The 25,986-nt window shown below is 60.6% G+C and carries 27 protein-coding genes and 1 pseudogene; 21 read left to right on the plus strand and 7 right to left on the minus strand.

What is annotated here, in order from left to right:
* The first annotated feature begins 35 nt into the window (after nt 1-35).
* The gene (locus ACO54Z_RS12455; protein ID WP_485997302.1) at nt 36-1,337 is read left to right on the plus strand and encodes a DUF2157 domain-containing protein; all 1,302 of its coding nucleotides are present in this window, start codon (nt 36-38) and stop codon (nt 1,335-1,337) included.
* Nucleotides 1,334-1,921 carry a GDYXXLXY domain-containing protein gene (locus tag ACO54Z_RS12460; RefSeq protein ID WP_298079870.1) on the plus strand — a complete coding sequence of 196 codons (588 nt, stop codon included), beginning with the start codon at nt 1,334-1,336 and terminating at the stop codon, nt 1,919-1,921. Before ACO54Z_RS12455 ends, ACO54Z_RS12460 begins: the two co-directional genes overlap by 4 nt.
* 110 nt (nt 1,922-2,031) lie before the next feature.
* Here the strand turns inward: ACO54Z_RS12460 and grxB are convergent, their stop codons facing one another.
* Complete coding sequence (gene grxB, locus ACO54Z_RS12465; RefSeq protein WP_485997303.1) at nt 2,032-2,679, minus strand: glutaredoxin 2; 648 nt, start codon at nt 2,677-2,679, stop codon at nt 2,032-2,034.
* A gap of 64 nt (nt 2,680-2,743) precedes the next feature.
* Nucleotides 2,744-3,601 carry an RNase adapter RapZ gene (gene rapZ / locus ACO54Z_RS12470; RefSeq protein ID WP_485997304.1) on the minus strand — a complete coding sequence of 286 codons (858 nt, stop codon included), beginning with the start codon at nt 3,599-3,601 and terminating at the stop codon, nt 2,744-2,746.
* 108 nt (nt 3,602-3,709) lie between these two features.
* Between rapZ and fumC the strand changes: the two genes are divergently transcribed.
* The 3 genes from fumC to ACO54Z_RS12485 all read left to right on the plus strand — a co-directional run bounded on the left by fumC (nt 3,710) and on the right by ACO54Z_RS12485 (nt 6,798).
* Entirely contained in the window at nt 3,710-5,098 is a 1,389-nt protein-coding gene (gene fumC / locus ACO54Z_RS12475; protein WP_485997305.1) for a class II fumarate hydratase, read from the plus strand.
* A gap of 54 nt (nt 5,099-5,152) precedes the next feature.
* Entirely contained in the window at nt 5,153-5,506 is a 354-nt protein-coding gene (locus ACO54Z_RS12480) for a hypothetical protein (RefSeq protein ID WP_485997306.1), read from the plus strand.
* Between the two features lie 278 nt (nt 5,507-5,784).
* Entirely contained in the window at nt 5,785-6,798 is a 1,014-nt protein-coding gene (locus ACO54Z_RS12485; protein ID WP_485997307.1) for a hypothetical protein, read from the plus strand.
* 313 nt (nt 6,799-7,111) lie between these two features.
* Here the strand turns inward: ACO54Z_RS12485 and ACO54Z_RS12490 are convergent, their stop codons facing one another.
* From ACO54Z_RS12490 to lptF, 3 genes are all read right to left on the minus strand, one after another.
* On the minus strand, nt 7,112-8,245 hold the full coding sequence (locus ACO54Z_RS12490; protein ID WP_485997308.1) for a hypothetical protein: 1,134 nt from the start codon (nt 8,243-8,245) through the stop codon (nt 7,112-7,114).
* Between the two features lie 220 nt (nt 8,246-8,465).
* Nucleotides 8,466-9,518 carry an LPS export ABC transporter permease LptG gene (gene lptG, locus ACO54Z_RS12495; RefSeq protein WP_485997309.1) on the minus strand — a complete coding sequence of 351 codons (1,053 nt, stop codon included), beginning with the start codon at nt 9,516-9,518 and terminating at the stop codon, nt 8,466-8,468.
* A complete protein-coding gene (gene lptF, locus ACO54Z_RS12500) occupies nt 9,515-10,570 on the minus strand; it encodes an LPS export ABC transporter permease LptF (protein ID WP_485997310.1) in 1,056 nt (351 codons plus the stop codon). The genes lptG and lptF overlap by 4 nt, the downstream gene beginning before the upstream one ends.
* Nucleotides 10,571-10,667: 97 nt before the next feature.
* Between lptF and ACO54Z_RS12505 the strand changes: the two genes are divergently transcribed.
* The 16 genes from ACO54Z_RS12505 (at nt 10,668) to ACO54Z_RS12580 (ending at nt 24,887) form a co-directional block, all read left to right on the plus strand.
* On the plus strand, nt 10,668-12,116 hold the full coding sequence (locus ACO54Z_RS12505; RefSeq protein ID WP_485997311.1) for a leucyl aminopeptidase: 1,449 nt from the start codon (nt 10,668-10,670) through the stop codon (nt 12,114-12,116).
* Nucleotides 12,116-12,745 carry a 16S rRNA (guanine(527)-N(7))-methyltransferase RsmG gene (gene rsmG, locus ACO54Z_RS12510; protein ID WP_485997312.1) on the plus strand — a complete coding sequence of 210 codons (630 nt, stop codon included), beginning with the start codon at nt 12,116-12,118 and terminating at the stop codon, nt 12,743-12,745. Before ACO54Z_RS12505 ends, rsmG begins: the two co-directional genes overlap by 1 nt.
* Nucleotides 12,742-13,509 carry a ParA family protein gene (locus ACO54Z_RS12515; RefSeq protein WP_298079323.1) on the plus strand — a complete coding sequence of 256 codons (768 nt, stop codon included), beginning with the start codon at nt 12,742-12,744 and terminating at the stop codon, nt 13,507-13,509. Before rsmG ends, ACO54Z_RS12515 begins: the two co-directional genes overlap by 4 nt.
* A 15-nt stretch (nt 13,510-13,524) precedes the next feature.
* Nucleotides 13,525-14,403 carry a ParB/RepB/Spo0J family partition protein gene (locus ACO54Z_RS12520; protein ID WP_485997313.1) on the plus strand — a complete coding sequence of 293 codons (879 nt, stop codon included), beginning with the start codon at nt 13,525-13,527 and terminating at the stop codon, nt 14,401-14,403.
* A 100-nt stretch (nt 14,404-14,503) separates the two neighbouring features.
* Nucleotides 14,504-14,848: an ATP synthase subunit I gene (locus ACO54Z_RS12525; RefSeq protein ID WP_485997314.1), complete on the plus strand. Its 345-nt coding sequence runs from the start codon at nt 14,504-14,506 to the stop codon at nt 14,846-14,848.
* 9 nt (nt 14,849-14,857) lie between these two features.
* Nucleotides 14,858-15,655, plus strand: coding sequence for a FoF1 ATP synthase subunit A (locus tag ACO54Z_RS12530; protein ID WP_298079320.1), 798 nt, complete (start codon nt 14,858-14,860; stop codon nt 15,653-15,655).
* Between the two features lie 38 nt (nt 15,656-15,693).
* On the plus strand, nt 15,694-15,969 hold the full coding sequence (atpE, locus tag ACO54Z_RS12535) for a F0F1 ATP synthase subunit C (RefSeq protein WP_366916260.1): 276 nt from the start codon (nt 15,694-15,696) through the stop codon (nt 15,967-15,969).
* Between the two features lie 28 nt (nt 15,970-15,997).
* A complete protein-coding gene (locus ACO54Z_RS12540; protein WP_298079319.1) occupies nt 15,998-16,468 on the plus strand; it encodes a F0F1 ATP synthase subunit B in 471 nt (156 codons plus the stop codon).
* Nucleotides 16,469-16,471: 3 nt separating this feature from the next.
* Nucleotides 16,472-17,017 (plus strand): F0F1 ATP synthase subunit delta, encoded by a 546-nt coding sequence (locus tag ACO54Z_RS12545; RefSeq protein WP_485997315.1) that lies wholly within the window; start codon nt 16,472-16,474, stop codon nt 17,015-17,017.
* Between the two features lie 12 nt (nt 17,018-17,029).
* Nucleotides 17,030-18,571 carry a F0F1 ATP synthase subunit alpha gene (atpA, locus tag ACO54Z_RS12550; RefSeq protein WP_485997316.1) on the plus strand — a complete coding sequence of 514 codons (1,542 nt, stop codon included), beginning with the start codon at nt 17,030-17,032 and terminating at the stop codon, nt 18,569-18,571.
* A gap of 10 nt (nt 18,572-18,581) precedes the next feature.
* Nucleotides 18,582-19,454, plus strand: coding sequence for a F0F1 ATP synthase subunit gamma (gene atpG, locus ACO54Z_RS12555; protein WP_485997317.1), 873 nt, complete (start codon nt 18,582-18,584; stop codon nt 19,452-19,454).
* 31 nt (nt 19,455-19,485) lie between these two features.
* Nucleotides 19,486-20,865 carry a F0F1 ATP synthase subunit beta gene (atpD, locus tag ACO54Z_RS12560; protein WP_485997318.1) on the plus strand — a complete coding sequence of 460 codons (1,380 nt, stop codon included), beginning with the start codon at nt 19,486-19,488 and terminating at the stop codon, nt 20,863-20,865.
* An 18-nt stretch (nt 20,866-20,883) separates the two neighbouring features.
* A complete protein-coding gene (locus tag ACO54Z_RS12565; RefSeq protein WP_298079315.1) occupies nt 20,884-21,300 on the plus strand; it encodes a F0F1 ATP synthase subunit epsilon in 417 nt (138 codons plus the stop codon).
* Between the two features lie 83 nt (nt 21,301-21,383).
* Entirely contained in the window at nt 21,384-22,637 is a 1,254-nt protein-coding gene (locus ACO54Z_RS12570; protein ID WP_485997319.1) for a hypothetical protein, read from the plus strand.
* Nucleotides 22,638-22,649: 12 nt separating this feature from the next.
* Nucleotides 22,650-23,780, plus strand: coding sequence for a hypothetical protein (locus ACO54Z_RS12575; RefSeq protein ID WP_485997320.1), 1,131 nt, complete (start codon nt 22,650-22,652; stop codon nt 23,778-23,780).
* Nucleotides 23,781-23,834: 54 nt separating this feature from the next.
* Nucleotides 23,835-24,887 (plus strand): NAD(P)H-dependent flavin oxidoreductase, encoded by a 1,053-nt coding sequence (locus ACO54Z_RS12580; protein WP_485997321.1) that lies wholly within the window; start codon nt 23,835-23,837, stop codon nt 24,885-24,887.
* Between the two features lie 273 nt (nt 24,888-25,160).
* Here ACO54Z_RS12580 and ACO54Z_RS12585 read toward each other — a convergent pair whose 3' ends face one another.
* Both ACO54Z_RS12585 and ACO54Z_RS12590 read right to left on the minus strand, forming a co-directional pair.
* Nucleotides 25,161-25,802 (minus strand): VWA domain-containing protein, encoded by a 642-nt coding sequence (locus ACO54Z_RS12585; protein WP_485997322.1) that lies wholly within the window; start codon nt 25,800-25,802, stop codon nt 25,161-25,163.
* 28 nt (nt 25,803-25,830) lie between these two features.
* Nucleotides 25,831-25,935, minus strand: a pseudogene (locus tag ACO54Z_RS12590) (type II toxin-antitoxin system RelE family toxin); the annotation flags it as partial.
* Nucleotides 25,936-25,986 lie beyond the last annotated feature (51 nt).

The raw sequence follows: 25,986 nt of genomic DNA on the forward strand, positions 1-25,986 counted from the left end.
TATCATGCACGGCAAAGTGTTACCGGAGAGTTTGTATGAACCGTCGCGCGGCGTTTTCCCGCGATTTGTTGGCAGAATTGCCCCTATGGGAGCAGAAAGGCTGGGTTTCAGCGGAGCAGGCGACGCTGTTGCGCGGGCAGTATGCGCTGACGACGCCGCAGTCGGGCGCGTGGTGGCAGTTGGTGCTGTCGCTGTTTGCCATGCTTTGCGTCAGCGCCGGGGTGATTGCGCTGTTTGCCGCCAACTGGGCGGTGTTGTCGCGCGAGGTGCGGGTGGTGCTGTCGCTGACGCCGCTGGCGCTGGCGCAGTTGGCGTTGCTGTATGCGATTTTTGCGCGACCGCTAAATGCTGCCTGGCGTGAATGTAGCGCGCTGGTGTTGGCGCTGGCGGTGGGCGCGGCGATTGCGCTGGTGGCGCAGACGTATCATATTGAAGCCAATCCGCCTGTTTTTTGGCGCACCTGGATTTTGCTGGCGCTGCCACTGCCGTTTTTGACGCGCAGTTGGGCGGCGGCGTTTTTTGTTGCCTTTCTTGTGCACGTGTTTGGTTTTGCCACGCTTGACGGCGGACTGTTTTTCCACGACGGCTTTTCGCCGTGGGAGTATCCCGCCGCGATGCTGGTACTGCTGGCGCTGTTGTTGTGGCAACGCCAGCGCGGCGAGCCGTACCGCTGCCAGTCCCTGGCCTGGCGCACGTTTGCTGCCGGGAACGGGCTGGCGTTTGCCCTGGCGCTCTGTATGGAGGGCGCGGCGCACGGTTATTTTCTGCCGGTCTGGATTTGTCTTGCCTCATGGTATCTGGCGGCGCGCACGCTTGGCTGGCGCAACGCGATGGCCATTATTTTTCAGCTGGTTCCCGCCGTTATCCTGCTCTTTCCGGAGTGGTTGAGCGACGGTCATACCGACGACAGCCTACGCCTTGTTCTCGCCCTGACGCCGCTTACCGCCGTCAACGCCGCGCTGCTCATCTTCGCCCTGTGCCGCTGGAAGCAGCTCACCTGGTGGGATGCCGCCTTTGCCACGAGTGGCGTGCTGCTCTATTTCCTCGGTGAACAGCGCGAGACGCTCGGCCAGGCGTGGCCGTGGCTGCCGACGCTGTTTGTCGTCGTCCTCGGTCTGTGGCGGGCGCGGGTGGCGCTGGACCACAGCCTGTTTGTCGTCAATGCCGCGCTGATTTGGGTACTAATGGCGCTCTTTGCCCGCTTCGTCGCCGACGAACTGCCGCTGTGGCTGAAAGGCACGGTCTTTATCGGCGCCGGTGCCGCCTTCTTTATCCTCAACCTGCGTCTGGCGCGCCGCCCGCAGGCGGTCGCAACCACGCCGGGAGAAAAATCATGAAACGCCTTGCCCTCCTTCTGCTGCTGCTCCCGCTCTTTGCGCTGCAATGGGCGGTACCCATCAGCCAAATCATGCGCGGCGAAACCATCCTCCGTGACGGCACGGCGCTGCGGCTCGCGCTGCAACCCGTTGACCCCTACGACGTCATGCGTGGCCGCTACCTCGCCCTCTCCTTCCCGGAAAGCGCACGCGAACACAACCTGCCGGAAGGCCTCGGCGCGGGCGACACCCTCTACGCCGTTCTCGGTGCCGACCCGACCGGCCTCGCCCACATTACCCGCCTGAGCCGTGAACCGCAGGAAAGCGCCTTCGCCTGGAAAATCCCGGCGAGCGCCAAACCGGGCGAAAAAATCCGCATTGACATCCCGCTCACCCGCTTCTACCTGCCGGAAGACGATGCCACCAGCATTGACGACGCCCTGCGCTGGCGTGGCGATGGCAGCCGCCCGCAAGTGGCGGCGAGTCTCGGCGTGCGGGTCAAGGATGGCACCATCGTTGCCGAAAGCCTGTGGCTGGACGGGCAGCCGTACCGCGACTGGCTGCGCGCACACGCGACAGAAGAAGCGGCGCAGCAACAGCCATGAAAAAAGCCGGATTTGCTCCGGCTTTTTTCATGGCCATCCACCGAAAGCCTCATACGGTCAGCGGTGCGCCTTGTCTGAAACTTTCGGTGGATGGCTATATAAACGGTCCCTCAAATAGCGCGGTCGTCAAACAGCGGCACGCGACACTTCGCGCTCATCGTCTCCACATAGCGGTGGATTTCCGGCGGGTACTGCACGCCCTTGACCATGGTGAGGTTGCGCAGCAGCGGGAAGGTGATGATGTCTTCGTAACCCAGGCGCGCGCCGAGGTGGTCAGGCGCGGTGATGAGCGGCAGCAGCGCGGGTAGGTCGGCGTGCAGGCGGGCGAGCAGTTCGTCGCTGCGCGCAAGGTTTTCGGCAAAGTCGCCGTAGGCCGCGCTTTTTTTCGCGGTGTAGTAGGCGCGCGCCGATTCGGTCGCAAATTCGGGCAGGCCGATGCGGGTGCTGCGCGGCGAGAGCAGTTGGTTGCTGTAGGCGTTTACCGTGTCCAGCCACGCTTGCAGCGCGGGGCGGATGGTGTCGTCGAGGCGTTCGCCGCCCGCGTATTCGTCAAGATAGCGGACGATGTCGAGGCTTTCGCCCATCGCCGTGCCGTCTGCCTTGATGAGGATTGGCACCATTTTTTTGCCGACGAGGCCGATCGGGGTCGCTTCGTCGTCGTTCGCAAGCGCAACCTGTTCAACGTCAAGGCCGCGCAGGCCGATTATCATGCGGGCGCGGGTGCAGAAGGGGCAGTGGTCGTAGTAGTAGAGTTTCATGGGTGTCTCCGGTTGGGTGGGGAATTTACATACACTTGAGCGCTCAAGGTGTATGTAAATGGGGTTATGGGGTATGGCTCTTGCGGTCGCGGTGCTCAACGTGCAGCCCCGGAAAATCCGGCTTGAGCCGGGCGGCGAGTTGTTCGGTGACGTACACGCTGCGGTGCTGGCCACCGGTGCAGCCGATGCCGATGGTGAGGTAGGCGCGGTTGCTGCCCTGGACGAAGGCGGGCAGCCAGGTTTTGAGGTAGGCGGCGGTATCGGCAACGAAGCGGCGCGGTTCGTCGTATTGTTCGAGAAAGGCGATGACCGGTGCATCGCTGCCGCTGTAGGCGCGGATGGCCGGGTCCCAGTAGGGGTTGGGCAAAAAGCGCACGTCGAAAAGGAAATCGGCATTGACCGGCGTGCCGTGTTTGAAGCCGAAGGATTGCAGGGTGATGATGAGCGCCGGGGCGGCGTCACCGAGGACGGTGCGCAGACGGTCTTTCAGTTGGTAAACGCTGTAGCCGCTGGTGTCGAGGATGATGTCGGCGAGATTCATCAAGGGGTTCAGCAAATGGCGTTCGTATTCAATCGCTTCCGGCAGCGCGCGCGCGCTTTCGGCGCGGATGTGCAGCGGGTGCGGGCGGCGTGTTTCGCTGTAGCGGCGCACGAGGACGTCGGTGTCGGCGGTGAGAAACAGGATTTGGATGTCGGCGTATTGGCGCAGTGCGCGGATTTTGTCGGGCAGGGCGGCGAGGTCGGCGGCATTGCGCGAATCCATCGCCACCGCCACCGGTTGCGCCTGCTCGCTGGCGAAATCGCGCACGAGGCTGTCGAGCAGGGCGCTCGGCAGGTTGTCGATGCAGTAGTAGCCGAGGTCTTCGAGGGTATCCAGCGCGATGGTTTTGCCCGCGCCGGCCAGGCCGGTGATGATGAGCATGGTGGTTGTCCTTAATAATGATGATGCCCGCATTTTAGGCGCATCCCGCCGGGTTTGCACGGGGCGGCGGTGTATAATCACCACACATTTCAACACGAGGTAAACACGATGACCACACGCACCGAACACGACACCATGGGTGAAGTCCAGGTTCCGTCTGACGCCTACTGGGGCGCGCAAACGCAGCGCAGCTACCAGAACTTCAAAATCGGCGGCGAAACCCTGCCGCAGCCGCTCATCTACGCGATGGCGCTGGTGAAAAAAGCTGCCGCGCTGACCAACGCCGGGCTGGGCCGCATCCAGCAGGAACAGGCCGACCTCATCGTCCGCGCCGCCGATGACGTGCTGGCGGGCAAACTGGACGGACAATTCCCGCTGGTCGTCTGGCAGACCGGCTCCGGCACGCAGTCCAACATGAACATGAACGAAGTGCTCGCCAACCGCGCCAACGAGCTGGCCGGAACCGGGCTCGCCGCCTACAAGCCGGTGCATCCGAACGACCACGTCAATCACGCCCAGTCCACCAACGACAGCTTCCCCACCGCCATCCACGTCGCCGCCGCGCAACAAATCAACCACCTGCTCATTCCGGCGGTACAAAAACTGCGCGACACCCTCGACGCCAAGGCCAAAGCCTTCGCGGGCATCGTCAAAATCGGCCGCACCCACCTGCAAGACGCCACCCCGCTTACCCTCGGTCAGGAATTTTCCGGTTACGTTTCCCAGCTTGACCACGGCCTTGCCCGCCTGCAAGACGCGCTCAAATACCTCTACGAACTGCCGCTCGGCGGTACCGCCGTCGGCACCGGCCTCAACAGCCACCCCGACTTTGCCGCCAAATCCGCCGCCGAACTGGCGCAACTCTCCGGCCTGCCGTTTGTCACCGCGCCGAACAAATTTGAAGCGCTCGGCGGACGCGACGCCGCCGTCTTCGCCTCCGGCGCGCTGAAAACCCTCGCCGCCAGCCTCAACAAAATCGCCAACGACGTGCGCTGGCTCGCCTCCGGCCCGCGTTGCGGTCTGGGCGAAATCAAAATCCCGGAAAACGAGCCCGGCTCCTCCATCATGCCCGGCAAAGTGAACCCGACCCAATGCGAAGCGCTGTCCATGGTCTGCTGCCAGGTTTTCGGCAACGACGTCACCATCAACATGGCGGGCGCTGCCGGCAACTTCGAGCTGAACGTTTACATGCCGGTGATTGCCTACAACCTGCTGCAATCCATCCGCCTCTTGGGCGACGCCTGCAACAGCTTCAACGACCACTGCGCCGTCGGCATTGAGCCCGTGCCGGAAAAAATCGACTACTTCCTCCATCACTCGCTGATGCTGGTAACGGCGCTCAACCGCAAAATCGGCTACGAAAACGCGGCGAAAGTCGCCAAAACCGCCTACAAAAACGACAAATCGCTGCGCGAAACGGCGATAGAACTCGGCCTGCTTTCCGGCGAAGAATTTGACGCGCTGGTGGTGCCTGCCGACATGGTGCATCCGAAATAATTTTTTGAATGCTGAAAGCGCCGCGATGCGGCGCTTTTATTTAAGGAGTAAACAATGAAAATACTATCCCTCGCGCTCATTCTGCTCATTGCCGGATGCCAAAATACCGGCGGAAAATTTGAGCCAACACAGGCGGAAGCGGAGCAGGTAATGAAAGAATTTATGTTCCAGGCTATTTTGGGTGGTGCAGCAATGGCTGATGCGATGAAAATGCCCAGACCCAATATTGAGTTAAAAAAAATGACACTGCAAAAATGTAAAGAAGAAAAATACGAGGATAAAAGAGTTGCCTATTGCGATATTGAAGTCACGATTGTCGATAATGGCAAAGAAGAAACCGCCGTGATAGAGGAAATGCTCTTCTATAAAGAAGATGGGCGCTGGCGAACGCCACCTCCATCATTCTGATACAAAGAATAGGAGGTTAGCTTGCGCGCCAGCCCAACTTACATCGCTGTTCGTGCCCGCCTACATGATGCATCCGAAATAAAATTTGGGATGGAGAAAGTACAAACCCGTAGGTCGGCCATTTATGGCCGACACCTTCATGACGGGCACAAATGCCCGACCTACAACCGTGCTGTTTCCTCCGCCCTTGGCGGGGATGCCGTAGGACAGGACTTGTCCCAGCGCAAACTATTACCGCTCCCCTGTTATGTGAATCCCCTTGCCGCCCCGAACCCGCCATGCGCCCATACCTTTTTCTCCTCCCCGCCTTCCTCCCCGCCCACGCCGCCCTTTACCGCGGCGACATGGGCGGCCATACCCTCGTCGCCAGCGATGACACGCTGGCATACTACGACGAAGCCGAACGCCTGCCGCAGCCGCTCACGCCATCGCCCGCCTGCGACGACGGCGCCACCTGCTACCGCAACGCCCACGGCGACACCCTGCGCCTGCACGACGGCAACGCCTGGTGGAACGGCACCGCGCTTGCGCCCTACCCTGCTCCTGTGACCGCCCCGGAAAACCGCCTTTACGCCGCCGAACTGCCCTTTGCCGCCGCGCTGCTCGCCGACGTCGCCTTCCAAAAAACCGCGACCAGCACCGACCACGGCAAAACCCTGCAATGGTACCGCGACCCCGACAGCGGCCTCGAACACCCGCTTATTGCCAGCGGCTATCCCGATGCCGAACGCGATGCGCTGAACCAGTACCTGCGCGCGCAGGCGCTCAACACCCTCGCCGCGCGCCGCGAATGTCTCGCCGCCCTGCCCGCCGACAAACGCGCCGCGTTGCAATACCGCGTCACCATCACCCCGACCCTGCTTGACGACCATTACGCCAGCTTCCACCTGCACGAAGAAAACAGCTGCGGCGCGCCCTACGCCACCGACAGCGGCATCACTTACAGCCTCGCCGCCGGACGCGGCCTCGAACTGGAAGACCTGCTTTGGCTCGGCGACAGCCCGCCGCACCCGCTGGACGATGACAACCCCGCCGACCAGACAGCGCGCGAGCGGCGCGCGCAATGGCTGCTGGACACCCTGAAGCGGCTCGCCCCGGAGGCGATGCGCGATTACCCCTACCAGCCGCGCCACTACCTCTATCCCTATTTTTATCTGACCCCGCAAGGCGCGTACATCGGCCCGCTGCTGCCCGCCCGCGCCGCCGTCCACGCCCATCCTGCCGGCACCGTCATCCCCTGGGAACAGCTACAGGTACACCCCGGCAGCGGCGGCAACAGCGCATTGCCCTAGAGGCTGTTTACAATTAGCCATAACATGATGATTTCATTCGCCGGTTTGGTTAAGGCCTGTTTATCATTCAGCCGTAAACGCGCCCAAACCAATGTGGTTGCGTGGCGACGATTTTGTGAGCTACACCATTGGTTTGTAGGGTGTGTGCCGCAGGCACGCACGCGTTTGCCGATGTCAAATTCCCGCGTGCGTGTCGGCTACGCCGCCACACACCCTACGCACGGAACCCGCCCGCTGCGGGTTTCGCCCTGCGGAGGAGGGGGATTTTTCAATTGTAAACAGCCCTTAGGGCGAATAAGCCGCCCGCCGCTTGTCATTGCGGCACGCGGCTGCCGGGTAGCGGCAGGGTGACGGTGCGGGCGATATTTTTGTCGCGTTGTTCCGGGTGCAGGGTAAAGGTGAGCGTGTCGCCATCGCGGCTATAGCCGGGCGGCAGCGGCGCGTTCGGGTGGCGCAACAGCGCAAAGGCACGCAGATAGCGATTGGCATTGAGCAGGCCTGCCTGGTCTCTGCTACGGTCATGCCAGGCGAAACGGCAAAGCGTATTGATGGGCGAACAGTATTTCGGCCAGCGCTCCGGCGCGGGTATGCGCACTTCGTCGCGGGCGATGGCAGCGAGGATTTCCGGCGCGCAATAGCGGCTGTTTTCGTAGAGGGTTTGCGCGCGCATCTGACGCGCTGTAATGAAATAGAAGGATTTTTCTGCATCATCCTTCATGCTGGTAGCGACTTCAGCATCTGCCTCGCGCATCGCCTCGCTATAGCCCAGCCAGTCGGCATACATCAGCGGGCAAAGGGCGATGATTTCGGCGGGCTGCGCTTGCAAGGCGTCGCAGTCGGCGGGCAATGGCGCATCCGGCGGCAGTTCCGCCCGCATTTGCGCGAGCAAGGCGATATTGCGCTCCACCAGCGCAATGCCAACCAGACTTTGCAGCACCAGCCCGTGGCTCTGGATGAAGCGCAGGCCGAGTTTGGCATCGCGACAGGCGCCATGCAGTGCCGCGTCGTGCTCACCAGCGGCGAAGCGGTAGGCGTTCAGGCTGGTGCCTAGCAGGGGCAGCACAAATGTCGGCCATGTCTTGCCGTTGTACTGCTCCGGCAGCGGACGGAAGTAATCGTATTGCCGCAGCGCGTCCAGCATGGCGTCCTGCATCTGCCAGGTTTCGCGCCATGCCGGTGCAATCGCCCGCCACCCGGCGAGGTGTTCACGCGCCTGGGCGAGACAATCGGGGGTATCACGCCCGCACCGGGGCAGGTCTTTGGGCAAATTATCGCTTGCTTGCAGGGGCAGGGCGCGTAACGCCGCATAGCCATTTTGGCCGCTGACCGCCGGGCGCGACTGCTCCAGTTGGGCGATGAGTGCCGGGTCGGGCGGGAGATTGGGGTAGGTAAGGACGGAGAAGAAGACTATGGCGGACAGTTGATAGAAGAGGGTAAAGGCGAGCATGGCAACCTCGTTTGGTGTATGGATATATAGCCATCCACCGAAAGTTTCAGACAAGGCGCGCCGCTGAAGACAGTACGCGGTTGTACGGCGAAGCGGCGCAACACAGTATGAGGCTTTCGGTGGATGGCTATATTTGTTCTCTGCGCAAGCAATGCCCGTGCCATACGGAGCGCTTGACCCACGGTAGGGAAATACGGCGATTGGGGCTGCGTTTACGGCGCTACTGCCGCACCAGCAGGATGAGCGGCGGAATGGTGAAGATGAGGATGGGCAGTGCCGCGCCGAGCAGCGGCGGCCAGTGCAGCAGCAGGGCGAGGTTGGCGATGACGCCGCTTGCGACGTAATAAGCGACGCCGAGCAGGATGCCGGTGACGAGGCGGGTACCCTGTTGGCCGCTGCGGTTGTTGCCAAAGGCAAACGGCAGCGCCAGCAGTACCATCGCAGCGGTGGTGAGCGGGGTCAGCAGCCGTTGCCACAGTTTGAGGCTTTCGTGTTCGTGGTTGAGGCCGTTCGCCGCCATGAAGCGGGTCAGGGTGTAGAGTTCGCGCAGGGTTTCGGCGCTGTTGATGGCGGCGAGTGCGTGCAGTGCCTGCGGGGTCGCGCCGTTTTGCCAGCGCGCGGGCGCGGCGGTGTTTTCGGTTTTCTCCGCGCTGGTGCGCCAGCCGCGCGGGTTTTCCAGTTGCCAGTCGGGCGCGTTCCAGGTGGCGCGGTCGGCTTCCTGGATGGTGATGTGGTCGGCGTCGCTCTGGTAGCTGCGCAGCCGGGCGAGGCTGCCGTCGGCGTTGAGCGCGCCGATGTGGATGATGGTGTTTTGTTGTTTGAGCCAGATGCCTTGTGCCGGGCCGGTGTCGGCGGGTTCGCCCAGCGCCTGGCTACGCAGCAGGCGGCTGCGGTCGGCGAGTTGGGGCGCTATGGTTTCGCCGTTCACAATGTTCAGCACGCCGACGATGAGGGCGAAGGCGATACCGGCGCGGGCGAGGCGCAGGCGCGAGATGCCGGCGGCGCGGACGACGGCGATTTCGTTCTGCGCGGAGAGTTGGCCGAGCCCCATGATGGTGCCGACGAGGATGGCGGCGGGGGCGTAGAGCAGCAGTTTTTGCGGCAGGACGAGCAGCAGTTGCAGCAGCAGCACAGCGAGGGTGTAACTGCCCTGGCCGAGGTCGTCGGCATCGACCGAGATTTGTACGATGTAATCGACGGCGAGGAGGAAGGCAAGTGCAATCAGGCTGGTGGCGGTGATGGTGCGCAGCAGGTAGCGGTCGAAGCGGGTCATGCGCGGCTCCGGCTTCTGTGCCACAGGGCGAGGATGGTGGCGAGGACGGCGCCGTGCAGCCAGTAGCTGCCGGGCAGCGGCGGGATTTGTTGTTTGCGGATGGCGATGGTGATGAGGTCAAGCAGGTTGATGTAGAGGGCGAAGGCGATGAAGGCGGGGACGATTTTTTGGTAGCGCCCCTGGCGCGGCTGGCTGCGCGCGAGCAGCGGCAGGGCGAGGGCGTAGATGAGTAGCGCTATCGCCGGGTTGCTGCGGCTTTGCCATTCGCTAAGGTGTTCGGGGCTGGTGCCGAGTTCGCTGGTGGCGAGGTTGCGCAGGCGGTTGTCATTCGCGGCGAGGGTGTTGGCGCCGGGCAGGCGCAGGTCGGCGTTTTGGTAGGTGAAGAGGGTGGTGTGTGCCGGGTCGTGGTTGGCGTTCCAGGCGAGGCGGCGGCCGTGGTGCAGCAGCAGGTGGCGCTGTTGTTCGTCGCCCTGCATTTCGCCGTAGTCGGCAAGGATGAGGCTGTGGCCGCCGTCGGGCTCGTCGCGGGCGATGAGGAAGTCGCGCAGTTGGCCGCCTTCGATGGCGCCGGTGTGGACGACGGTGCCGTCATCGAGGCGGCGGAAGGTGTTGGGGGTAAAGAGGATCATGCCCGCTTCTTGTTGCGCCTGTTGGCGCAGGGTGTCCTGGCTGCGGTAAACGCGCGGCAGGATGCTCATGCTGAGCGCCAGCAGCAGCAGGACGACGGGGACGGCGCAGGTGAGCAGGGCGCGGGTTTGGTGGCGCGGGGCGATGCCGCAGGCGAGCGCGGCGCTGATTTCGTGGTCGCGGTAGAGGCGGCCGAGGGTCATCACGGCGGCGAGGACGAAGGCGAGCGGCATCAATATCACGAGGAAGCGCACCGCTTGCAGGCCGATGAGCATCCACACCGCCGAGAGTGCCATGTTGCCCGCCGCCGCCGCCGCGAGCAGCGAGGAGAGGCGGAAGCTCAAGAGGATTGTCAGCAATATCAGGTTGGTAGCGAGGAAAACGGCGAGCGTTTCGCGGATGATGTAGCGGTAGAGGATGGGCATGGGCGGGGTGAGTTTGTGCTATGCTAGCGCCGTTTTTTACGGGCGCATTGCCTGTTTTTTTATTGGCTGCGCAGCTTAACTGATTGGAGTGTGCTTTATGAAATTTTCTTTGAAGGCGTGTTCGCCGGCTGAAGTCGCCGCCGAAGTGGTCGCGGTGTCGCTGGCATCCGATGGCAGTTTTTCGCCCGCGCTGGCTGTGCTGGATGCGGCGTCCGGCGGTTTTTTCACGGCGCAGGCGGAGAAAGGGAATTTGCCGCCGAAAGGCGCGCTGCGTTTGTTTGTTGATGTGCCGGGGCTGGCCGCGCCGCGCGTGGCGGTGTTATGCCGCGATGACGACGACCGCGCGCTGCAACGGGCGACGGCGACGGTGCAGCAGTTGGCGGACGAGTCCGGCTGGGCGAAGGTCGCACTGTTGCTCGGCAGCGGCGTGGAGGCGATTGCGCTGATGGCACGCGCCGCCGCGCACGATGCCTACTGCTTCGATGCCTTCAAGAGCAATGCGGGCAAGGCGCGCAAGCATGAGTGGGTTTTCGTCTGCGACAAGGCGGAGAAGAAGGCGGCGCAGGCGGCACTCGATTTGGCGCGTGCCTGGGCGGCGGGCAGTTATTTCACCCGCGATTTGGTCAATACGCCACCGAATGTCTGCGTCCCCGCCTGGCTCGGCGAGCAGGCAAAGGCGATGGCCAAGGATTATGAGGCGCTCACCGTCAAAGTATTGAAGAAAAAGGACATCGAGGCGCTCGGCATGGGCGCGCTGCTCGGCGTAGCGCAGGGTAGCGTCAATGAGCCACGCTTCATTATTTTTGAGTATCACCCGGAAAACGCGGTGAATGCGAAACCGCAGGTGCTGGTCGGCAAGGGCGTGACGTTTGACACCGGCGGCATTTCCATCAAACCCGCCGGAGCGATGGACGAGATGAAGGGCGACATGGGCGGCGCGGCGGCGGTGTTCGGCGCAGTGAAAGCGGTGTGTGAAGCGCAACTGCCGCTGTATCTGGTCGGTCTCGTCGCCTCGGTCGAAAATATGCCGGACGGCAACGCCATTCGCCCCGGCGACATTCTGAAAACGATGTCGGGCAAGACGGTTGAGGTGCTGAACACCGACGCCGAAGGCCGCCTCATCCTCTGCGACGCGCTTACCTATGCGACGCGCTACCAGCCGCAGGCGGTGATTGATATGGCGACGCTGACCGGCGCGATTGTCGTCGCCCTCGGCGGCGTGCGCAGCGGTCTCTTTAGTAATGACGACGCGCTTGCCGACGCCCTGCTGCGCGCCGGGGAAGCGGCACGCGACCCCGCCTGGCGCATGCCGCTTGACCCGGAATACCGCGAGATGTTGCGCAGTCCGTTCGCCGACATTCCCAATATTTCCGGCGTGCGCGATGCGGGCGCGGTGACGGCTGCCGCCTATCTCTCCGAATTTGTCGATTACCCCTGGGCGCATCTGGACATCGCCGGCAGCGCCTTCAAGAGCAGCGCGCCGAAAGGCGGCACCGGGCGGCCGGTCGGTCTGTTGCTTGAATACTTCCGCGCGCAGGTGGCTTGATGCTGCCAGCCGGGGCGCAGGAAAAACTGGAGCGCGGGCTGGACGCACTGCCGTTCGCCGTCCATGCGGCGCAGCGGGCGCAGTTCGCCACCTATCTGAACCTGCTCAACAAATGGAACCAGGTGCATAACCTCACCGCCGTGCGCGACGTGGAAGAACAAATCCCGCGCCACATCCTCGATTGCCTCGCCGTGCTGCCTTATATAAAGGACGCGGCGACGCTGGCCGATATCGGCAGCGGGGCGGGTTTGCCCGCGCTGATGCTCGCCATCATGCAGCCCGCGCTGGCCGTGACCGCACTGGAAAGCAACGGCAAAAAAGCGGCGTTCATCCGCGAAGCGGTGCGCGTGCTGGCGCTCGCCAATGTACAAGTGGTGGCGCAACGGGTCGAAGACTGGCAGGCGCCGCCGCAAGCGGTGATTATCAGCCGCGCACTCGCCGCCGCCGACCGCTTCATCGCCTTGACCGCCCATTTGGGCGACGACAACAGCCGCTGGCTGCTGATGAAAGGACGCGAAGCGGAGACGCTGACCGTCCCCGGTTTCGCCATTCACGCGCTGTACCCGCTCACCGTGCCGCTGCTGGATGGCGAACGCATCCTGCTGGACATCCGCCGGGAGCGCGCATGAGCCACATCATCGCCATCACCAACCAGAAAGGCGGCGTCGGCAAAACGACGACCGCCGTCAGCCTCGCCGCCGTCCTCGCCGAAAGCGGTGCCGACGTGCTGCTGATAGACATGGACCCGCAAGCAAATGCGACCGTCGCCTGCGGGGTGGAGCGGCGCAGCGTTGAGCACGGCGTGATGGACGTCATGCTCGGCACGCGCAGCGTCGAAGACACCTGTATCTATTGCGAAAACTCGCACATCTGGCTGATGCCCGCCAATGCCGACCTCACCGGCTCGGACGAAGCGCTCTTTCAGGAAAATATGCGCCACGCGCTGTTGAAAAAACACATCCACGGCTGGGCGGAGCGCTTCGACTGGGTACTGATTGACTGCCCGCCGACGCTCAACCTGCTCACCGTCAACGCGCTCGTTGCCGCCAACTACGTTCTCGTCCCCATCCAGTGCGAATACTTCGCCCTCGAAGGCGTCAGCGCCCTGCTTGATACCGTCGGCCAGTTGCGCCAGACCGTCAATCCCGACCTGCGCGTCGCCGGATTCATCCGCACCATGTTCGATGCGCGCTCGCGTCTCACCCGCGAAGTATCGGACAGCCTCGAAGCCTATCTGAAAGGACTGATGTTCACCACCGTCGTACCGCGCAACGTCCGCCTCGCCGAAGCGCCCAGCTACGGCCTGCCCATCGTCCAGTACGACAGCACCGCCAAAGGCGCTGTCGCCTACCGCGAAATCGCCGCAGAGCTGAAACAGCGCCTGGGGCAATAACAAGGAGAGACCAAAATGCTGAAAACCAAACGCGGCGGCCTCGGACGCGGCTTTGAATCACTGCTCGGCGAAGCGGCGCGCGACGTCATCGCCCAGCCCGAATTTGAAGCGCTCAAACAAATCGACGCCGCCAAAATCCGCCCCGGCATCTACCAACCGCGCAAAATCTTCCACGACGACACCCTGCAAGAGCTGGCGCAATCCATCGCCGAACACGGCATCCTGCAACCGCTGGTCGTCCGCCCTATCGCCGACGGCCAGTACGAAATCATCGCTGGTGAACGCCGCTTCCGCGCCAGCCAGATTGCGGGGCTGACGAAAATCCCCTGCGTCGTCAAAAACTACAACGACCAGCAGGCGCTCGCCGTCGCCCTCATCGAAAACCTGCAACGCAGCGACCTCAACATCCTCGAAGTCGCCAGCGCCCTGCAACAATTGGTACAAGACTTCAACCTCACCCACGAAAAAGCGGCACAAATCGTCGGCCGCTCGCGCTCGTCCGTGACCAACATCCTGCGCCTGCTTGAACTGAGCCAGCCGGTCAAAGACGCGCTCTACAACAACGACATCGAAATGGGACACGCGCGCGCCATGCTCACCCTGAGCGAAAGCCAGCAGAAAACCCTGCTCGCCGAGACGCTGGCGCGCAAATACAGCGTGCGCCAGATAGAAGCACGGGTCAAACAAATCCAGCAATCGCCTGACCAGAGTGTTCCCCCGCCGCCGCGCGACATCAACATTGACGCGCTGGAAGAACGCCTCGGCAGCTACCTTGGCTACCCCGTCGCCATCCGCGACAACGGCAAAGGCCGTGGCCGCGTCGTCCTCAAATACAACAACCTTGACGAACTGGACGGCATCCTCGCCAAATGGGGCTTCAAACCCGAAACCTGAACCGCCGCATTTGCCGAAATAAAAATTTTGGATAAATTAACGGAATATGGATTTTTATTGACCCCTCCCGGTCAAGCTCTTATAATCCCGCGCACCACAAATGAAGGAAACCCTGCAATATCTGCTGAAAACACAAAGTGTTATCCTGACTGTTATAACACTTTGCACATGGGCAAGTCCGTGGCACGACACCAGTATCTCCGTCCTCATGGGCGGATTGCTTTGCCTGTTGCCCACCGTACTGGCCATGCTGATATTCAGACGATTACCGCAAGTATTACCGGCAAGACAATTTGTCCGCGCCGTCCGTCTTGCAGAAATCCTGAAATGGCTCAGCGTGCTGATTTTGGGCGCCTGGTTCATCCGGCACGGCAACCCGCTGGGCATCCTGATCGGCTTCGCAGTAACCTGCACCGCCTATTTCTGGGCACTACTGAAACGCTAAGAGGAACGTATGGCAGAACAAAATGCGGCAGAAATCATTAACCACCACATGACCAATCTCAGCATTGGTGAAGGTTTCTGGTCTTTGCATATTGACACCCTCTTCTTTTCCATCCTGCTCGGCAGCCTGTTCTGCTGGTGGATGCGCAAAATGGGACTGCGCGCCCTGCAACACCTCGAAAACAACGAACCGCCTTCCTTCGCCGTCAACGTCGCCGAAATGGCTTTTGACTTCGTGGATGGCGTCGTCAAGGACTTCTTCGGCAAATCACGCGCCGACATCGGCTCGCTGGCGCTCACCATCTTCTGTTGGGTATTTTTCTGGAACGTGATGGACATGATCCCGGTTGATTTCATGCCCGGCGTTGCCGCCCAGTTTGGCATTCATCACCTGAAAATCGTCCCCTCAACCGATGCCAATGCCACCTTTGCCATCTCCATCACCATCATTGCCCTCACCTACATCTATCTGCTGAAAAACAACAGCCCGTTCGGCTTCATCAAGGCCATGGGCAACCATCCGTTTGAATCCGAATCCCTCATCGGCAAAATCCTGTTCTACCCCATCAACCTGGCGCTGAAACTCATCGAAGACTTCGCCAAAATGATCTCGCTCTCGCTGCGTCTTTTCGGCAACCTCTTTGCCGGGGAACTCGTCTTCATCCTGATTGCCTTCCTGCCGTGGTTCTTCCAGTTCATACCGGGCGGCGCATGGGCCATCTTCCACATCCTGATCGTCTCGCTTCAGGCCTATATCATCATGGTGCTGTCTGTTGTCTACCTCTCGACTACCGAGCCGCACCACTAAATACCCGCTTTTTCCTTTAACTTAATCTGGAGGTTCCCATGGAAAAATTAGCTGCCATTGCCCAACTGCAAGGCTCCACCGCGATTGCCGCCGCAATCATCCTCGGCCTTGCCGCGCTGGGTACGGCGCTCGGTTTCGGCCTGCTCGGTGGCAAATACATCGAAAGCAGCGCCCGTCAGCCGGAAATGATGAACCCGCTCCTCGGCAAATTCTTCATTATCGTCGGTCTGCTTGATGCCGTCGCCATGATTGGCGTGGTTATCGCCCTGATCATGGTATTTGGCAACCCGATGCTGAACGCACTGAACGGCTAATCACGGCGAACCCGCCGAAGGTGTCACTATGAATCTCAATCTGACGCTGATTGGCCAGATCGGAACATTCCTCGTATTGTGGTGGTTCACCCACAAATACATCTGGCCGCTGTTCTCGCAAGTGGCAGAAGCACGCCGCCAGAAAATCGCCGAAGGGCTGAGCATGGCAGACAAGGCCAAGCACAGCATCGCGGATGCACAAGAAGAAACCGCCCGCATCATCGCCCAGGCCAAAACCCAGGCAACTGAAATCGTCGGGCGCGCACAAAAACAGGCCGAACAACTCGTTGTGGATGCCCGCGTGGAAGCCAAAACTGCCGGTGAACGCGAAATTGCGGCAGTACGCGACAACTTCGAACAGGAAAAACGCAAGGCGCGCGAAACCCTGCGCAGCCAGATCGCCGATCTGGTCGTTCAGGGAGCAGAAAAAGTCATTGGCCGCGAAGTCAAAGCCGATGACCACAAGCGCCTGCTGAACGAACTGAGCGAGAAACTGTAAATCATGGCCGAGTCAAAAACCATCGCCCGTCCCTACGCCAAAGCCATCCTCGCCAACGCGAAAGATGGCAAGGCGCAGCAATACTGGCAACAGTTCCTGCACACCGCCAAAGCCATCATGCAGGCGCCGGAAGTCCCAGAACACCTCGCACTGCCCGGATTCCTCACGCAAATGCAAGGCTGGCTGGAACAACTGCTAAAAAAACAACGCAAACAGGGCATCAACAACGAAGAGCACAACCTGTTGCGCCTCCTGGAAGAACACGACCGCATCGCGGTGTTGCCAGACATCGCTGACGTCTATGACGAACTGCTCTACGCACAAAGCGACACCTGCATGGTGCGTATCACTAGCGCCAAGCCGCTCTCGTCTGCTGACGAAAACAACCTGCGTCGCCTGATGCAGAAAAAGACGGGGCGCGAAGTCGTGCTGGAAATCCATGAAGACCCCGCCCTGCTCGCCGGGGTAGTGCTGGAATACGACGGACTGGTAATTGACCAGACGCTGAAGGGCAGAATCGCCGAATTCGCCCAGAAACTCGATGACTAAGGGAAACGAATCATGCAACTCAATCCTGCTGAAATCAGCGGCTTTATCCAGGAAAAAATAGCCGATTACGACAACAAGGTCGAAAGCAAAGCCGAAGGCACGATTATCAGTCTTTACGACGGTGTCGCCCGCATCCAGGGATTGCGGCAGGCGATGCTTGGAGAAATGATCGCCTTCCCCGGCGGCGTTTACGGCCTTGCGCTCAACCTCGAACGCGATAGCGTCGGCGTCGTTATCCTCGGTGAATACGACCACCTCTCTGAAGGCGACAAAGTCACCTGTACCGGACGTATCCTTGAAGTCCCGATTGGACGCGAACTGCTTGGTCGTGTCGTCAATGCCCTCGGCCAGCCAATTGACGGCAAGGGCGACATCAAAACCAGCGAAACCTCGCCCATCGAAAAAATTGCTCCCGGCATTATCGAACGCCAATCCGTTGACCAGCCGCTGCAAACCGGCCTCAAATCCATTGACTCAATGGTGCCGATTGGTCGCGGCCAACGCGAACTGATCATCGGCGACCGCCAAACCGGAAAAACCGCCATCGCCGTAGATGCCATCATCAACCAGCGCGACACCGGGGTGAAGTGTATCTACGTCGCCATCGGCCAAAAAGCCTCTTCCATTGCCGCCGTGGTGCGCAAACTGGAAGAACACGACGCTCTCAAACACACCATTATCGTCGCTGCGACCGCCTCCGATTCTGCCGCGATGCAATACATCGCTCCTTACGCAGGTTGCGCCATGGGCGAATACTTCCGCGACCGCGGTGAAGACGCACTCATCGTTTATGACGATCTCACCAAACAGGCGTGGGCATACCGTCAAATCTCGCTGCTGCTGAAACGCCCGCCGGGACGCGAAGCCTATCCGGGCGACGTCTTCTACCTCCATTCCCGCCTGCTGGAACGCGCCGCCCGTATCAATGCAGAAGAAGTCGAGCGTCTCACTAACGGCGCCGTAAAAGGCACCACCGGCTCGCTCACCGCCCTGCCGATTATCGAAACCCAGGCAGGGGACGTCTCCGCCTTCGTTCCGACCAACGTCATTTCCATTACTGACGGACAAATCTTCCTCGAAACCGACCTGTTCAACGCAGGTATCCGTCCAGCCATCAACTCCGGTCTCTCCGTCTCGCGCGTCGGCGGTGCGGCACAAACCAAAGTCATCAAAAAACTCGGCGGCGGCGTGCGTTTGGCACTGGCGCAATACCGCGAACTGGCGGCATTTGCCCAGTTTGCCTCCGACCTTGACGAAGCTACGCGCAAACAGCTTGAACGCGGACAGCGCGTGACCGAACTGATGAAACAGCGCCAGTTCAACCCGATGAGCGTTGCCGAAATGGTAGTCTCGCTCTTCGCCGCAGAAAACGGCTATCTTGACGAAATCCCGGTTGAAAAAATCCAGGCTTACGAACAGGCGCTGCTGCAATATATGCACAGCGACCACCAGCCGCTGATGGATACCATCAACAGCCGTGGCATTTACGACGACGAAATCCAGCAAGGTTTGGCCTCAGCCCTGAACGCCTTCAAAGACAAAGGCGCCTGGTGAGGAAACCGCCATGTCTAATGCCAAGGACATCCGCTCACAAATCAAAAGCATCAAAAGCACGCAGAAAATCACCAAAGCCATGCAAATGGTGGCGGCCTCAAAAATGCGGCGCTCACAAGATGCCATGCTGGAAGGACGGCCCTATGTTGATAACATCCTGCGCGTCATCGCCCACCTGCTGAAAACCCGTGCCGAAGTCGCCCATCCCTTCTTCAGCGAAAGCGACAAACCGGTAAAAAAAGTCGGCTATATCGTCGTCAGTACCGATCGTGGTCTTTGCGGTGGCCTAAACATCAACCTGTTCAAAAAACTGCTGGCGCACGTTGAAGAACAAAGCAAACAGGGTCGCGAACTGCAATTCAGCGTCTTTGGACGCAAAGGCATCGCCTTCGTCAACCGCATCAACGGCAACATCATCACTACCGTTGATGCTTACGGCGACAACCCCGCCCTGCGCGACCTCATCGGCGGCATTGGTGCAATGATAGATGCCTACCGCAATGGCGAACTTGACCGGGTCTATCTCGTCGGCAACCGTTTCGTCAACACTATGACGCAAGAACCGATGATCATGCAGTTTCTGCCTGCCACCATTATCAGCGACGACCATTACGCGCCCGACCACGCCTGGACATACGAATACGAACCCGATGCCGAGCAGATACTCGACAAACTGGCGGTACGCTATCTCGAATCGCTGGTCAAACAGTCGGTCGCAGAAAACATCGCCTGCGAAATGTCAGCACGGATGATTGCGATGAAAAACGCATCGGACAACGCCGCCAACCTGATTGGCGAGCTTGAATTGCAATACAACAAAGCCCGTCAGGCAGCAATTACGCAAGAATTGACGGAAATCGTCAGCGGCGCAGCCGCCGTCTGACGAGAACGGATTGAATTGAAAAGAGGTAAAGATGAGTACCGGTAAAATAGTTCAGGTCATCGGCGCGGTCGTCGATATCGAATTCCCCGAAGACGCAGTGCCGAAAATCAACGACGCACTGGTAGCCGAACAAGGCGGCACCGTCTTTGAAGTCCAGCAACAACTTGGCGACGGCGTCGTGCGCACCATCACCATGGGTTCCTCCGAAGGCTTGGTGCGCGGCATGGACGTCAAAAACACCGGCAAGCCGATTACCGTACCAGTTGGCAAGGCGACACTGGGACGCATCATGAACGTGCTGGGTGAAGAAATTGACCACGGCCCGAAAATTGATGCGGAAGCCTACTGGGGCATCCACCGCCAGGCGCCCGCCTACGATGACCTTGCCAACTCCACCGAACTGCTTGAAACCGGCATCAAAGTGATTGACCTGCTCTGCCCCTTTGCCAAAGGCGGTAAAGTCGGACTCTTCGGCGGTGCCGGTGTCGGCAAAACCGTCAACATGATGGAACTCATCCGTAATATCGCCATTGAGCACAGCGGTTACTCCGTCTTCGCCGGGGTCGGTGAACGGACGCGCGAAGGCAACGACTTCTACTACGAAATGAAAGAGTCCAACGTCCTCGACAAAGTATCGCTGGTCTATGGACAAATGAACGAACCGGCGGGCAACCGTTTCCGCGTCGCCCTGACCGGACTCACCATGGCCGAATACTTCCGTGACGAAGGTCGCGATGTCCTCTTCTTCGTCGATAACATCTACCGCTACACCCTGGCCGGTACCGAAGTATCGGCGCTCTTGGGACGTATGCCGTCGGCGGTAGGCTACCAGCCGACCCTTGCCGAAGAAATGGGCAAATTGCAAGAACGCATCACCTCGACCAAAACCGGTTCCATCACCTCTATCCAGGCGGTGTACGTTCCGGCGGACGACTTGACCGACCCCTCACCGGCAACCACCTTCGCTCACTTGGATGCGACCGTCGTATTGTCGCGCCAGATTGCCGAACTCGGTATCTATCCGGCAGTGGATCCGCTCGACTCCACCTCGCGCCAGCTTGACCCGCTTGTTATCGGCGACGAACACTACGACACCGCCCGCCGCGTACAGGGCGTGCTGCAACGCTACAAGGAGCTGCGCGACATCATCGCCATTTTGGGGATGGACGAACTCTCCGAAGAAGACAAACAGGTCGTGTACCGCGCGCGTAAAATCCAGCGTTTCCTCTCGCAACCCTTCTTCGTTGCCGAAGTCTTCACCGGCTCAGCGGGCAAATACGTGCCGCTCAAAGAAACCATCCGTGGCTTCAAGGGCATCGTTGACGGTGAATACGACCACATCCCGGAACAGGCCTTCTACATGGTTGGCACCATTGACGAAGTGCTGGCGAAAGCCGAAACCGTCAAATAAACCCGCAGGGGGAACACGATGGCGAACACCTTTCACGTCAACATGGTCAGCGCCGACCGCCAACTCTTTAGCGGCGAGGCGGAGCGCATCGTCGCTACCGCCGACCACGGCGAACTGGGCATCCTCGCGGGACACGCGCCGCTCTTGGCCGTTCTCAAGGCAGGACAAGTGCGCCTGACACAAGAAGGCGGCAAAGAAGAAGTCATCTACATCTCTGGCGGCTTCATCGAAGTCCAGCACGAACAGACCATCATCCTCGCCGACGATGCCGAACGTGCCGAACACCTCGATGAAGAACGGGTACGCGAAGCACGCCGCCGCGCCGAAGAAAAAATGCGCGACAAATCCAGCACCAAACTGGAACTGGCGCGCGCGCAGGCAGAGCTGGCGCAAACGATGGCGCAGCTCGCCGCCATCCGCCGCGCGAAACACTAACCCCGCCGCCCGCACCCACAACCATCGCCATGCGCAGCAATGCCCATGGCGATAATTTTTATCCGCTATTACAGGAATCCACGATGCTCCCCTACACCGCGCTGAAAAACCTCTTTACAGCGGTTTATAGCCATCCACCGAAAGTTTCAGACAAGGCGCGTCGCCGAAGACAGTACGCATTTGTACGGCGAGGCGACGCAACACCGTATGAGGCTTTCGGTGGATGGCTATACATCACCGTCTTGTCTTACCCCGGCACGACTGAACCCGACCCGACGCAAATCACCAAGCTGGATCAGGTGCGTCCTGCGGTGGACGGCGAAAACGGTTATGCAGCGTTGCACAAATTGCCGCTGACAAACAAAGACTGGCCAGAGGAATTGCCGCGGTGCAAACCCGATACACCGCGTGATTGCCTCGCCTTCGCCCGCGAACACCTCGCCACTTACCGTGAAGTCGCGCTGCAAATACAGCAAACGTGGCAGGCGCAAGAACAGGCGGTGGAAAACCTGCGGCGTTACAGCTACTTCCGTCCGTCGGCGGAACAACTGGCGATAGACAGCCCCACACCGCCTTATCAGTTACTTTTCATGCAACAAGACCTGCACGCCTACCGCTTTGCAGCGGGCGAGCGGGAGCAGGCGCTGCCAAGCACCTGCCGCGATGCCAACCTTGCCTTGCGTATGCTCGACAGTCACGGCTCACTGCTGGAAAGCATAGTTGCTGCCCGGCTACTCAGACGTGATATTGACCTGCTGGCGCGGATGCGCGCCGAATTGCCGCCGAATCACCCGCTGCCCGCCGATTGCGATGCACTGCGGTCACAACCTGCGGAAACCATCGCCCTCTGCCCGCTGATGTACAGCGAATGGCTAACCATGAGCGATGTGACAAACCGGTTGCACACCCCCGATTCAGAAAAACTCCAAGGAAAAGCCCTGCTCGAGAAAATGTTCGCCATCATGAAAAACCAGACGGACAGACAGCGCCTGTATGAAAGCCGCAAATACTGTGCGCCGGAAATCATCGCTGCCGTCGCCCGCGATGAAATCGCCATGCCCGACATAGATGCCAATCCGCGCTACTGCTCACCGCTCAATATCCTTTGCAAAATGGCGCAAGCCAACTTCAAAACCTATCCCGGCTACCAAGCCCGCCTGCTCAATGCCAACCGCTACTTGCGCGCCTTTGAGCTGCTGCAACACCCCGAAGCGCCACTACCTCCCGGTTATAGCCGCGATGGCAACGGGCTCACCTTCAGCCTGCATCCGGAAAAAGCGGACGCGCCCGCGCAAACCATCACCCTGCCGCTACCGGGCAGCCGTCTCAATCGCTAAAGCGAGGCCGTTATGCTCACCTTTGACCTTCTTTATCAAACCATTGGCGCGGCCTATCTCGCTGTGCTCGCTTATCCCAACCTCCCGCCCGACCCGGCACTCATTGCCCAACTGGAACAGGCGCGCCCGGTGATTAGCGGCGAAAACGGCTATGCGGCGCTGTTTAACCTGCCCATGAATGTGGGCAAAGACTGGCCAAAAAACCTGCCAGAATGCAGGCGCGAGACCGCCGATTGCCTTGCGCTTGCACGGGAACATCTCGCCACCTGGCAAAACACCACGCCAGAAACCCGCGCACAATGGCAGCAGCAAGGCGACACCATCAACCGCCTGCGCCAATACGACTACTTCCGGCCGCAGCCGGGACAATACGGCGACAACTGGCCTCCCTTTCGCCCGCTGGTACTGGAAAACACCCTGCACGCCTACCGCTTCGCTGCCGGTGAACGCGACGCGGCACAGCATGGAGCCTGTCGCGATGCCAAACTCGGCCTGCGCTTCATCCAAAGCCACGGGCTGATGCTACAAAGTATGGTTGGCATTGCGCTGGTGGAGCGCAATATCGTCTTGCTTGCACAAATGCGCGCCGAATTGCCACCAGATACGCCGCTGCCCGCCGACTGCAATGCACTGCACCCCCAACCCGCTGAAACCCTCGCCCTTTGCCCGCTGATGTATGGCGAGTGGCTTGGTGGTAGCGAAAACACTCATGCGGAGGACGCCAAAATTGCCGCTGACCCGGAGGCCAGTGATGCCGACAAAAACTTTTATTTCATCCTGATGCGCCAGACCGAAGCGCAATGGCTCTATAAAAACAGCCGCTATTGCCTGCCGGAAATCCTCGCTGCCGTTGCCCACGACGAAGTGCGTGTGCCCGCACCGGAGCAGCGGAAAAAATACTGCTCACCGCTCAACCCCGTGTGCAAAGTAGAAGGGCCAGACTGGTCGAATTACCAGGCACGCCTGCTCAATGCCAACCGCTACCTGCGCGCCTTTGAACTGCTGCAACACCCCGAAGCGCCGCTACCGCCCGGCTATACCCGCGACCGCAACGGCATCAGCTTCAGCCTGCATCCGGAAAAAGCGGACACCCCCGCGCCAACCATCACCCTGCCGCTGCCCGGCAGCCGCCTGACCCCATAGTTGCACGGCAACCAGCGCCCACCGCAACGCTGTTTTCCCAACCGGAGCCACCCCATGCAACACCTCCTCTCCCGCCTGACATACCCGCTCATCCAGGCACCGATGCTTGGCGTACAAAACGAGGCGCTGACCATTGCCGCCTGTAATGCGGGCGCGCTCGGTTCACTCCCCTGCGCGATGTACCGCCCGGAACAGCTTGATGCGGCGCTCACCACCATCCGTGCTGCCGTCGGCGATGCGCCGTATAACGTCAATTTCTTCGCGCATCGGCCGCCTGCCGTGAATGAGGCGCAGCGCAAAACCTGGCTTGACCTGCTCGCACCGCATCTCGCCAAATTCGGCCTGACACCTGCCGACATTCCCGCTGACCCTGGCCGCCAACCCTTTGATGTGACAGCCCTTGCCGTGGTGCAGAAACACCGCCCGCCGGTGGTCAGCTTCCATTTTGGCCTGCCGGAAGCGCCACTATTGGCGGCGGTCAAGGCAACGGGTGCAAAAATCCTTTCCAGCGCCACCAGCGTTGCCGAAGCGCGCTGGCTGGCAGAACACGGCGCGGACGGCATCATCGCCCAGGGACTGGAAGCGGGCGGACACCGTGGCTGGTTTCTCAACCATGACCCGGACGGACAAAGCGGGCTGTTTGCGCTCCTGCCGAACATCCGCCGCGCCGTATCCCTGCCGCTTGTCGCGGCGGGCGGCATCAGCGATGCGGCGACAGTGCGCGCGGCGATGGCGCTTGGCGCGGACGCGGTACAGGTTGGCAGCGCCTTCCTCCTCGCTGACGAAGCCACTACCAGCGCGGCACACCGCGCCGCCCTGCAAGACGCGCGTGGCGAAACCACCGCGCTGACCAACCTCTTCAGCGGCGGCTGCGCGCGCGGCATCGTCAATGACCTCATGCGCGAACTGGGGGCAATACACCCCGCCGCCCTGCCCTTCCCGCTCGCCGGTGCTGCCGCCTTCCGCCTGAAAAGCGCCGCCGAAAGCGCGGGCAACTACGGATACTCGCCCTTCTGGGCCGGACAAAACGCGTCGCTTGCCCGCCCCGGCAGCGCTGCGGCAATCATCGCCCGTCTCGCGGCAGGATTTGCGACGAAAAACTCATAATGTGACCGTCATGACCGCCTACTCTTTTTAGAACCTGTTTGGAGTTTGGGAAAACCCTCTTTCCCTGTGGGACAAGCATTGCTCGCGAAGTAAGAGAGAGGGCTGGGGTGAGGGCAGCAAAACCATTGAAAAACAGCAATTTCAGTTCATGAGCTGTATCGCTCACCTCCGCTGCGGGCTTCGCCCTGCAGGGGAGGGGGATTTTTCAAATTGCAAACACCCTCTAGCAGAAAAAACCGCCGCGGGGCGCTTCCGGCGGCGGTTTTTTGGGGGTTACAGCACGATGTTGATTTCCGGTGGCGGCGGTGGCAGGTCGTTGCCCGCCGTTGGTGCGCCAACGCTGACGCTGCTGCTGGCAACCGCGGCCGAGACCCACTGGAAGAATTGGGCAAAGGCGCTGGCGTCCATGGTATCGAGCGAGGCGACGGTGTCGGTGAGTTGTTTGAGGTAGGAGGCGTCCGCCTTCGGCCCGGCAGCGCAGGCGACGATGTTGCCGAAGCCGAGGCTTTTGATGAGCGGGATGGCCTCGCTGTAGGCGAGCAGGTCGGTCGGTTTGCCGTCGGTCAAGATGATGAGGATGGGGCGCCAGTCGCCTTTTTGTTCGCCGCTGCTGGTGATGCGGTCGCGTTGTACGGCGTGGGCGATGTGTTCGAGTGCCGCGCCGAGGAAGGTCGCGCCGCTGTCCGGGCAGACGATTTCCGGCAGCACGACCTGCTCCAGCGGCGTCAGCGGCAGTACGTCCTTAATCTGCGAGTCGAAAGTGGTGATGGTGAGGTGGACGCTTTCCAGCGCGTAGGGGTTTTGCCGTAATGATGCGAGCAGCGCTTGCAGCCCGGTATTGACGGCTTCGATGGGCTCGCCGCGCATGGAGCCGGAGGTGTCGATGCAGATGTAGGTGAGGAGGCGTCGGGTCATGGGGGTTCCTTGTGGCAGGTTTACGAGGTTATTTGCGATATACGTCACGCCGGTTACCGATACGCACGACAAGAATGCGCATAATTTTGTCCTCTATGCTGGCAATAATGCGGTAGCCGCCAACGCGGTATGAACCGCCCCAAAATTATCGGAGGGCGGATGGATTGGATCAGGCAGCTTTGTC

This window comes from Cardiobacterium sp., assembly GCF_057314735.1.

What these genes read in the sequence shown, in the direction of transcription:
- ACO54Z_RS12455 (WP_485997302.1), top strand. Translation starts at nt 36, where the DNA reads ATGAACCGTCGCGCGGCGTTTTCCCGCGATTTGTTGGCAGAATTGCCC.
- ACO54Z_RS12460 (WP_298079870.1), top strand. Translation starts at nt 1,334, where the DNA reads ATGAAACGCCTTGCCCTCCTTCTGCTGCTGCTCCCGCTCTTTGCGCTG.
- grxB (WP_485997303.1), bottom strand. Translation starts at nt 2,679, where the DNA reads ATGAAACTCTACTACTACGACCACTGCCCCTTCTGCACCCGCGCCCGC.
- rapZ (WP_485997304.1), bottom strand. Translation starts at nt 3,601, where the DNA reads ATGCTCATCATCACCGGCCTGGCCGGCGCGGGCAAAACCATCGCGCTG.
- fumC (WP_485997305.1), top strand. Translation starts at nt 3,710, where the DNA reads ATGACCACACGCACCGAACACGACACCATGGGTGAAGTCCAGGTTCCG.
- ACO54Z_RS12480 (WP_485997306.1), top strand. Translation starts at nt 5,153, where the DNA reads ATGAAAATACTATCCCTCGCGCTCATTCTGCTCATTGCCGGATGCCAA.
- ACO54Z_RS12485 (WP_485997307.1), top strand. Translation starts at nt 5,785, where the DNA reads ATGCGCCCATACCTTTTTCTCCTCCCCGCCTTCCTCCCCGCCCACGCC.
- ACO54Z_RS12490 (WP_485997308.1), bottom strand. Translation starts at nt 8,245, where the DNA reads ATGCTCGCCTTTACCCTCTTCTATCAACTGTCCGCCATAGTCTTCTTC.
- lptG (WP_485997309.1), bottom strand. Translation starts at nt 9,518, where the DNA reads ATGACCCGCTTCGACCGCTACCTGCTGCGCACCATCACCGCCACCAGC.
- lptF (WP_485997310.1), bottom strand. Translation starts at nt 10,570, where the DNA reads ATGCCCATCCTCTACCGCTACATCATCCGCGAAACGCTCGCCGTTTTC.
- ACO54Z_RS12505 (WP_485997311.1), top strand. Translation starts at nt 10,668, where the DNA reads ATGAAATTTTCTTTGAAGGCGTGTTCGCCGGCTGAAGTCGCCGCCGAA.
- rsmG (WP_485997312.1), top strand. Translation starts at nt 12,116, where the DNA reads ATGCTGCCAGCCGGGGCGCAGGAAAAACTGGAGCGCGGGCTGGACGCA.
- ACO54Z_RS12515 (WP_298079323.1), top strand. Translation starts at nt 12,742, where the DNA reads ATGAGCCACATCATCGCCATCACCAACCAGAAAGGCGGCGTCGGCAAA.
- ACO54Z_RS12520 (WP_485997313.1), top strand. Translation starts at nt 13,525, where the DNA reads ATGCTGAAAACCAAACGCGGCGGCCTCGGACGCGGCTTTGAATCACTG.
- ACO54Z_RS12525 (WP_485997314.1), top strand. Translation starts at nt 14,504, where the DNA reads ATGAAGGAAACCCTGCAATATCTGCTGAAAACACAAAGTGTTATCCTG.
- ACO54Z_RS12530 (WP_298079320.1), top strand. Translation starts at nt 14,858, where the DNA reads ATGGCAGAACAAAATGCGGCAGAAATCATTAACCACCACATGACCAAT.
- atpE (WP_366916260.1), top strand. Translation starts at nt 15,694, where the DNA reads ATGGAAAAATTAGCTGCCATTGCCCAACTGCAAGGCTCCACCGCGATT.
- ACO54Z_RS12540 (WP_298079319.1), top strand. Translation starts at nt 15,998, where the DNA reads ATGAATCTCAATCTGACGCTGATTGGCCAGATCGGAACATTCCTCGTA.
- ACO54Z_RS12545 (WP_485997315.1), top strand. Translation starts at nt 16,472, where the DNA reads ATGGCCGAGTCAAAAACCATCGCCCGTCCCTACGCCAAAGCCATCCTC.
- atpA (WP_485997316.1), top strand. Translation starts at nt 17,030, where the DNA reads ATGCAACTCAATCCTGCTGAAATCAGCGGCTTTATCCAGGAAAAAATA.
- atpG (WP_485997317.1), top strand. Translation starts at nt 18,582, where the DNA reads ATGTCTAATGCCAAGGACATCCGCTCACAAATCAAAAGCATCAAAAGC.
- atpD (WP_485997318.1), top strand. Translation starts at nt 19,486, where the DNA reads ATGAGTACCGGTAAAATAGTTCAGGTCATCGGCGCGGTCGTCGATATC.
- ACO54Z_RS12565 (WP_298079315.1), top strand. Translation starts at nt 20,884, where the DNA reads ATGGCGAACACCTTTCACGTCAACATGGTCAGCGCCGACCGCCAACTC.
- ACO54Z_RS12570 (WP_485997319.1), top strand. Translation starts at nt 21,384, where the DNA reads ATGCTCCCCTACACCGCGCTGAAAAACCTCTTTACAGCGGTTTATAGC.
- ACO54Z_RS12575 (WP_485997320.1), top strand. Translation starts at nt 22,650, where the DNA reads ATGCTCACCTTTGACCTTCTTTATCAAACCATTGGCGCGGCCTATCTC.
- ACO54Z_RS12580 (WP_485997321.1), top strand. Translation starts at nt 23,835, where the DNA reads ATGCAACACCTCCTCTCCCGCCTGACATACCCGCTCATCCAGGCACCG.
- ACO54Z_RS12585 (WP_485997322.1), bottom strand. Translation starts at nt 25,802, where the DNA reads ATGACCCGACGCCTCCTCACCTACATCTGCATCGACACCTCCGGCTCC.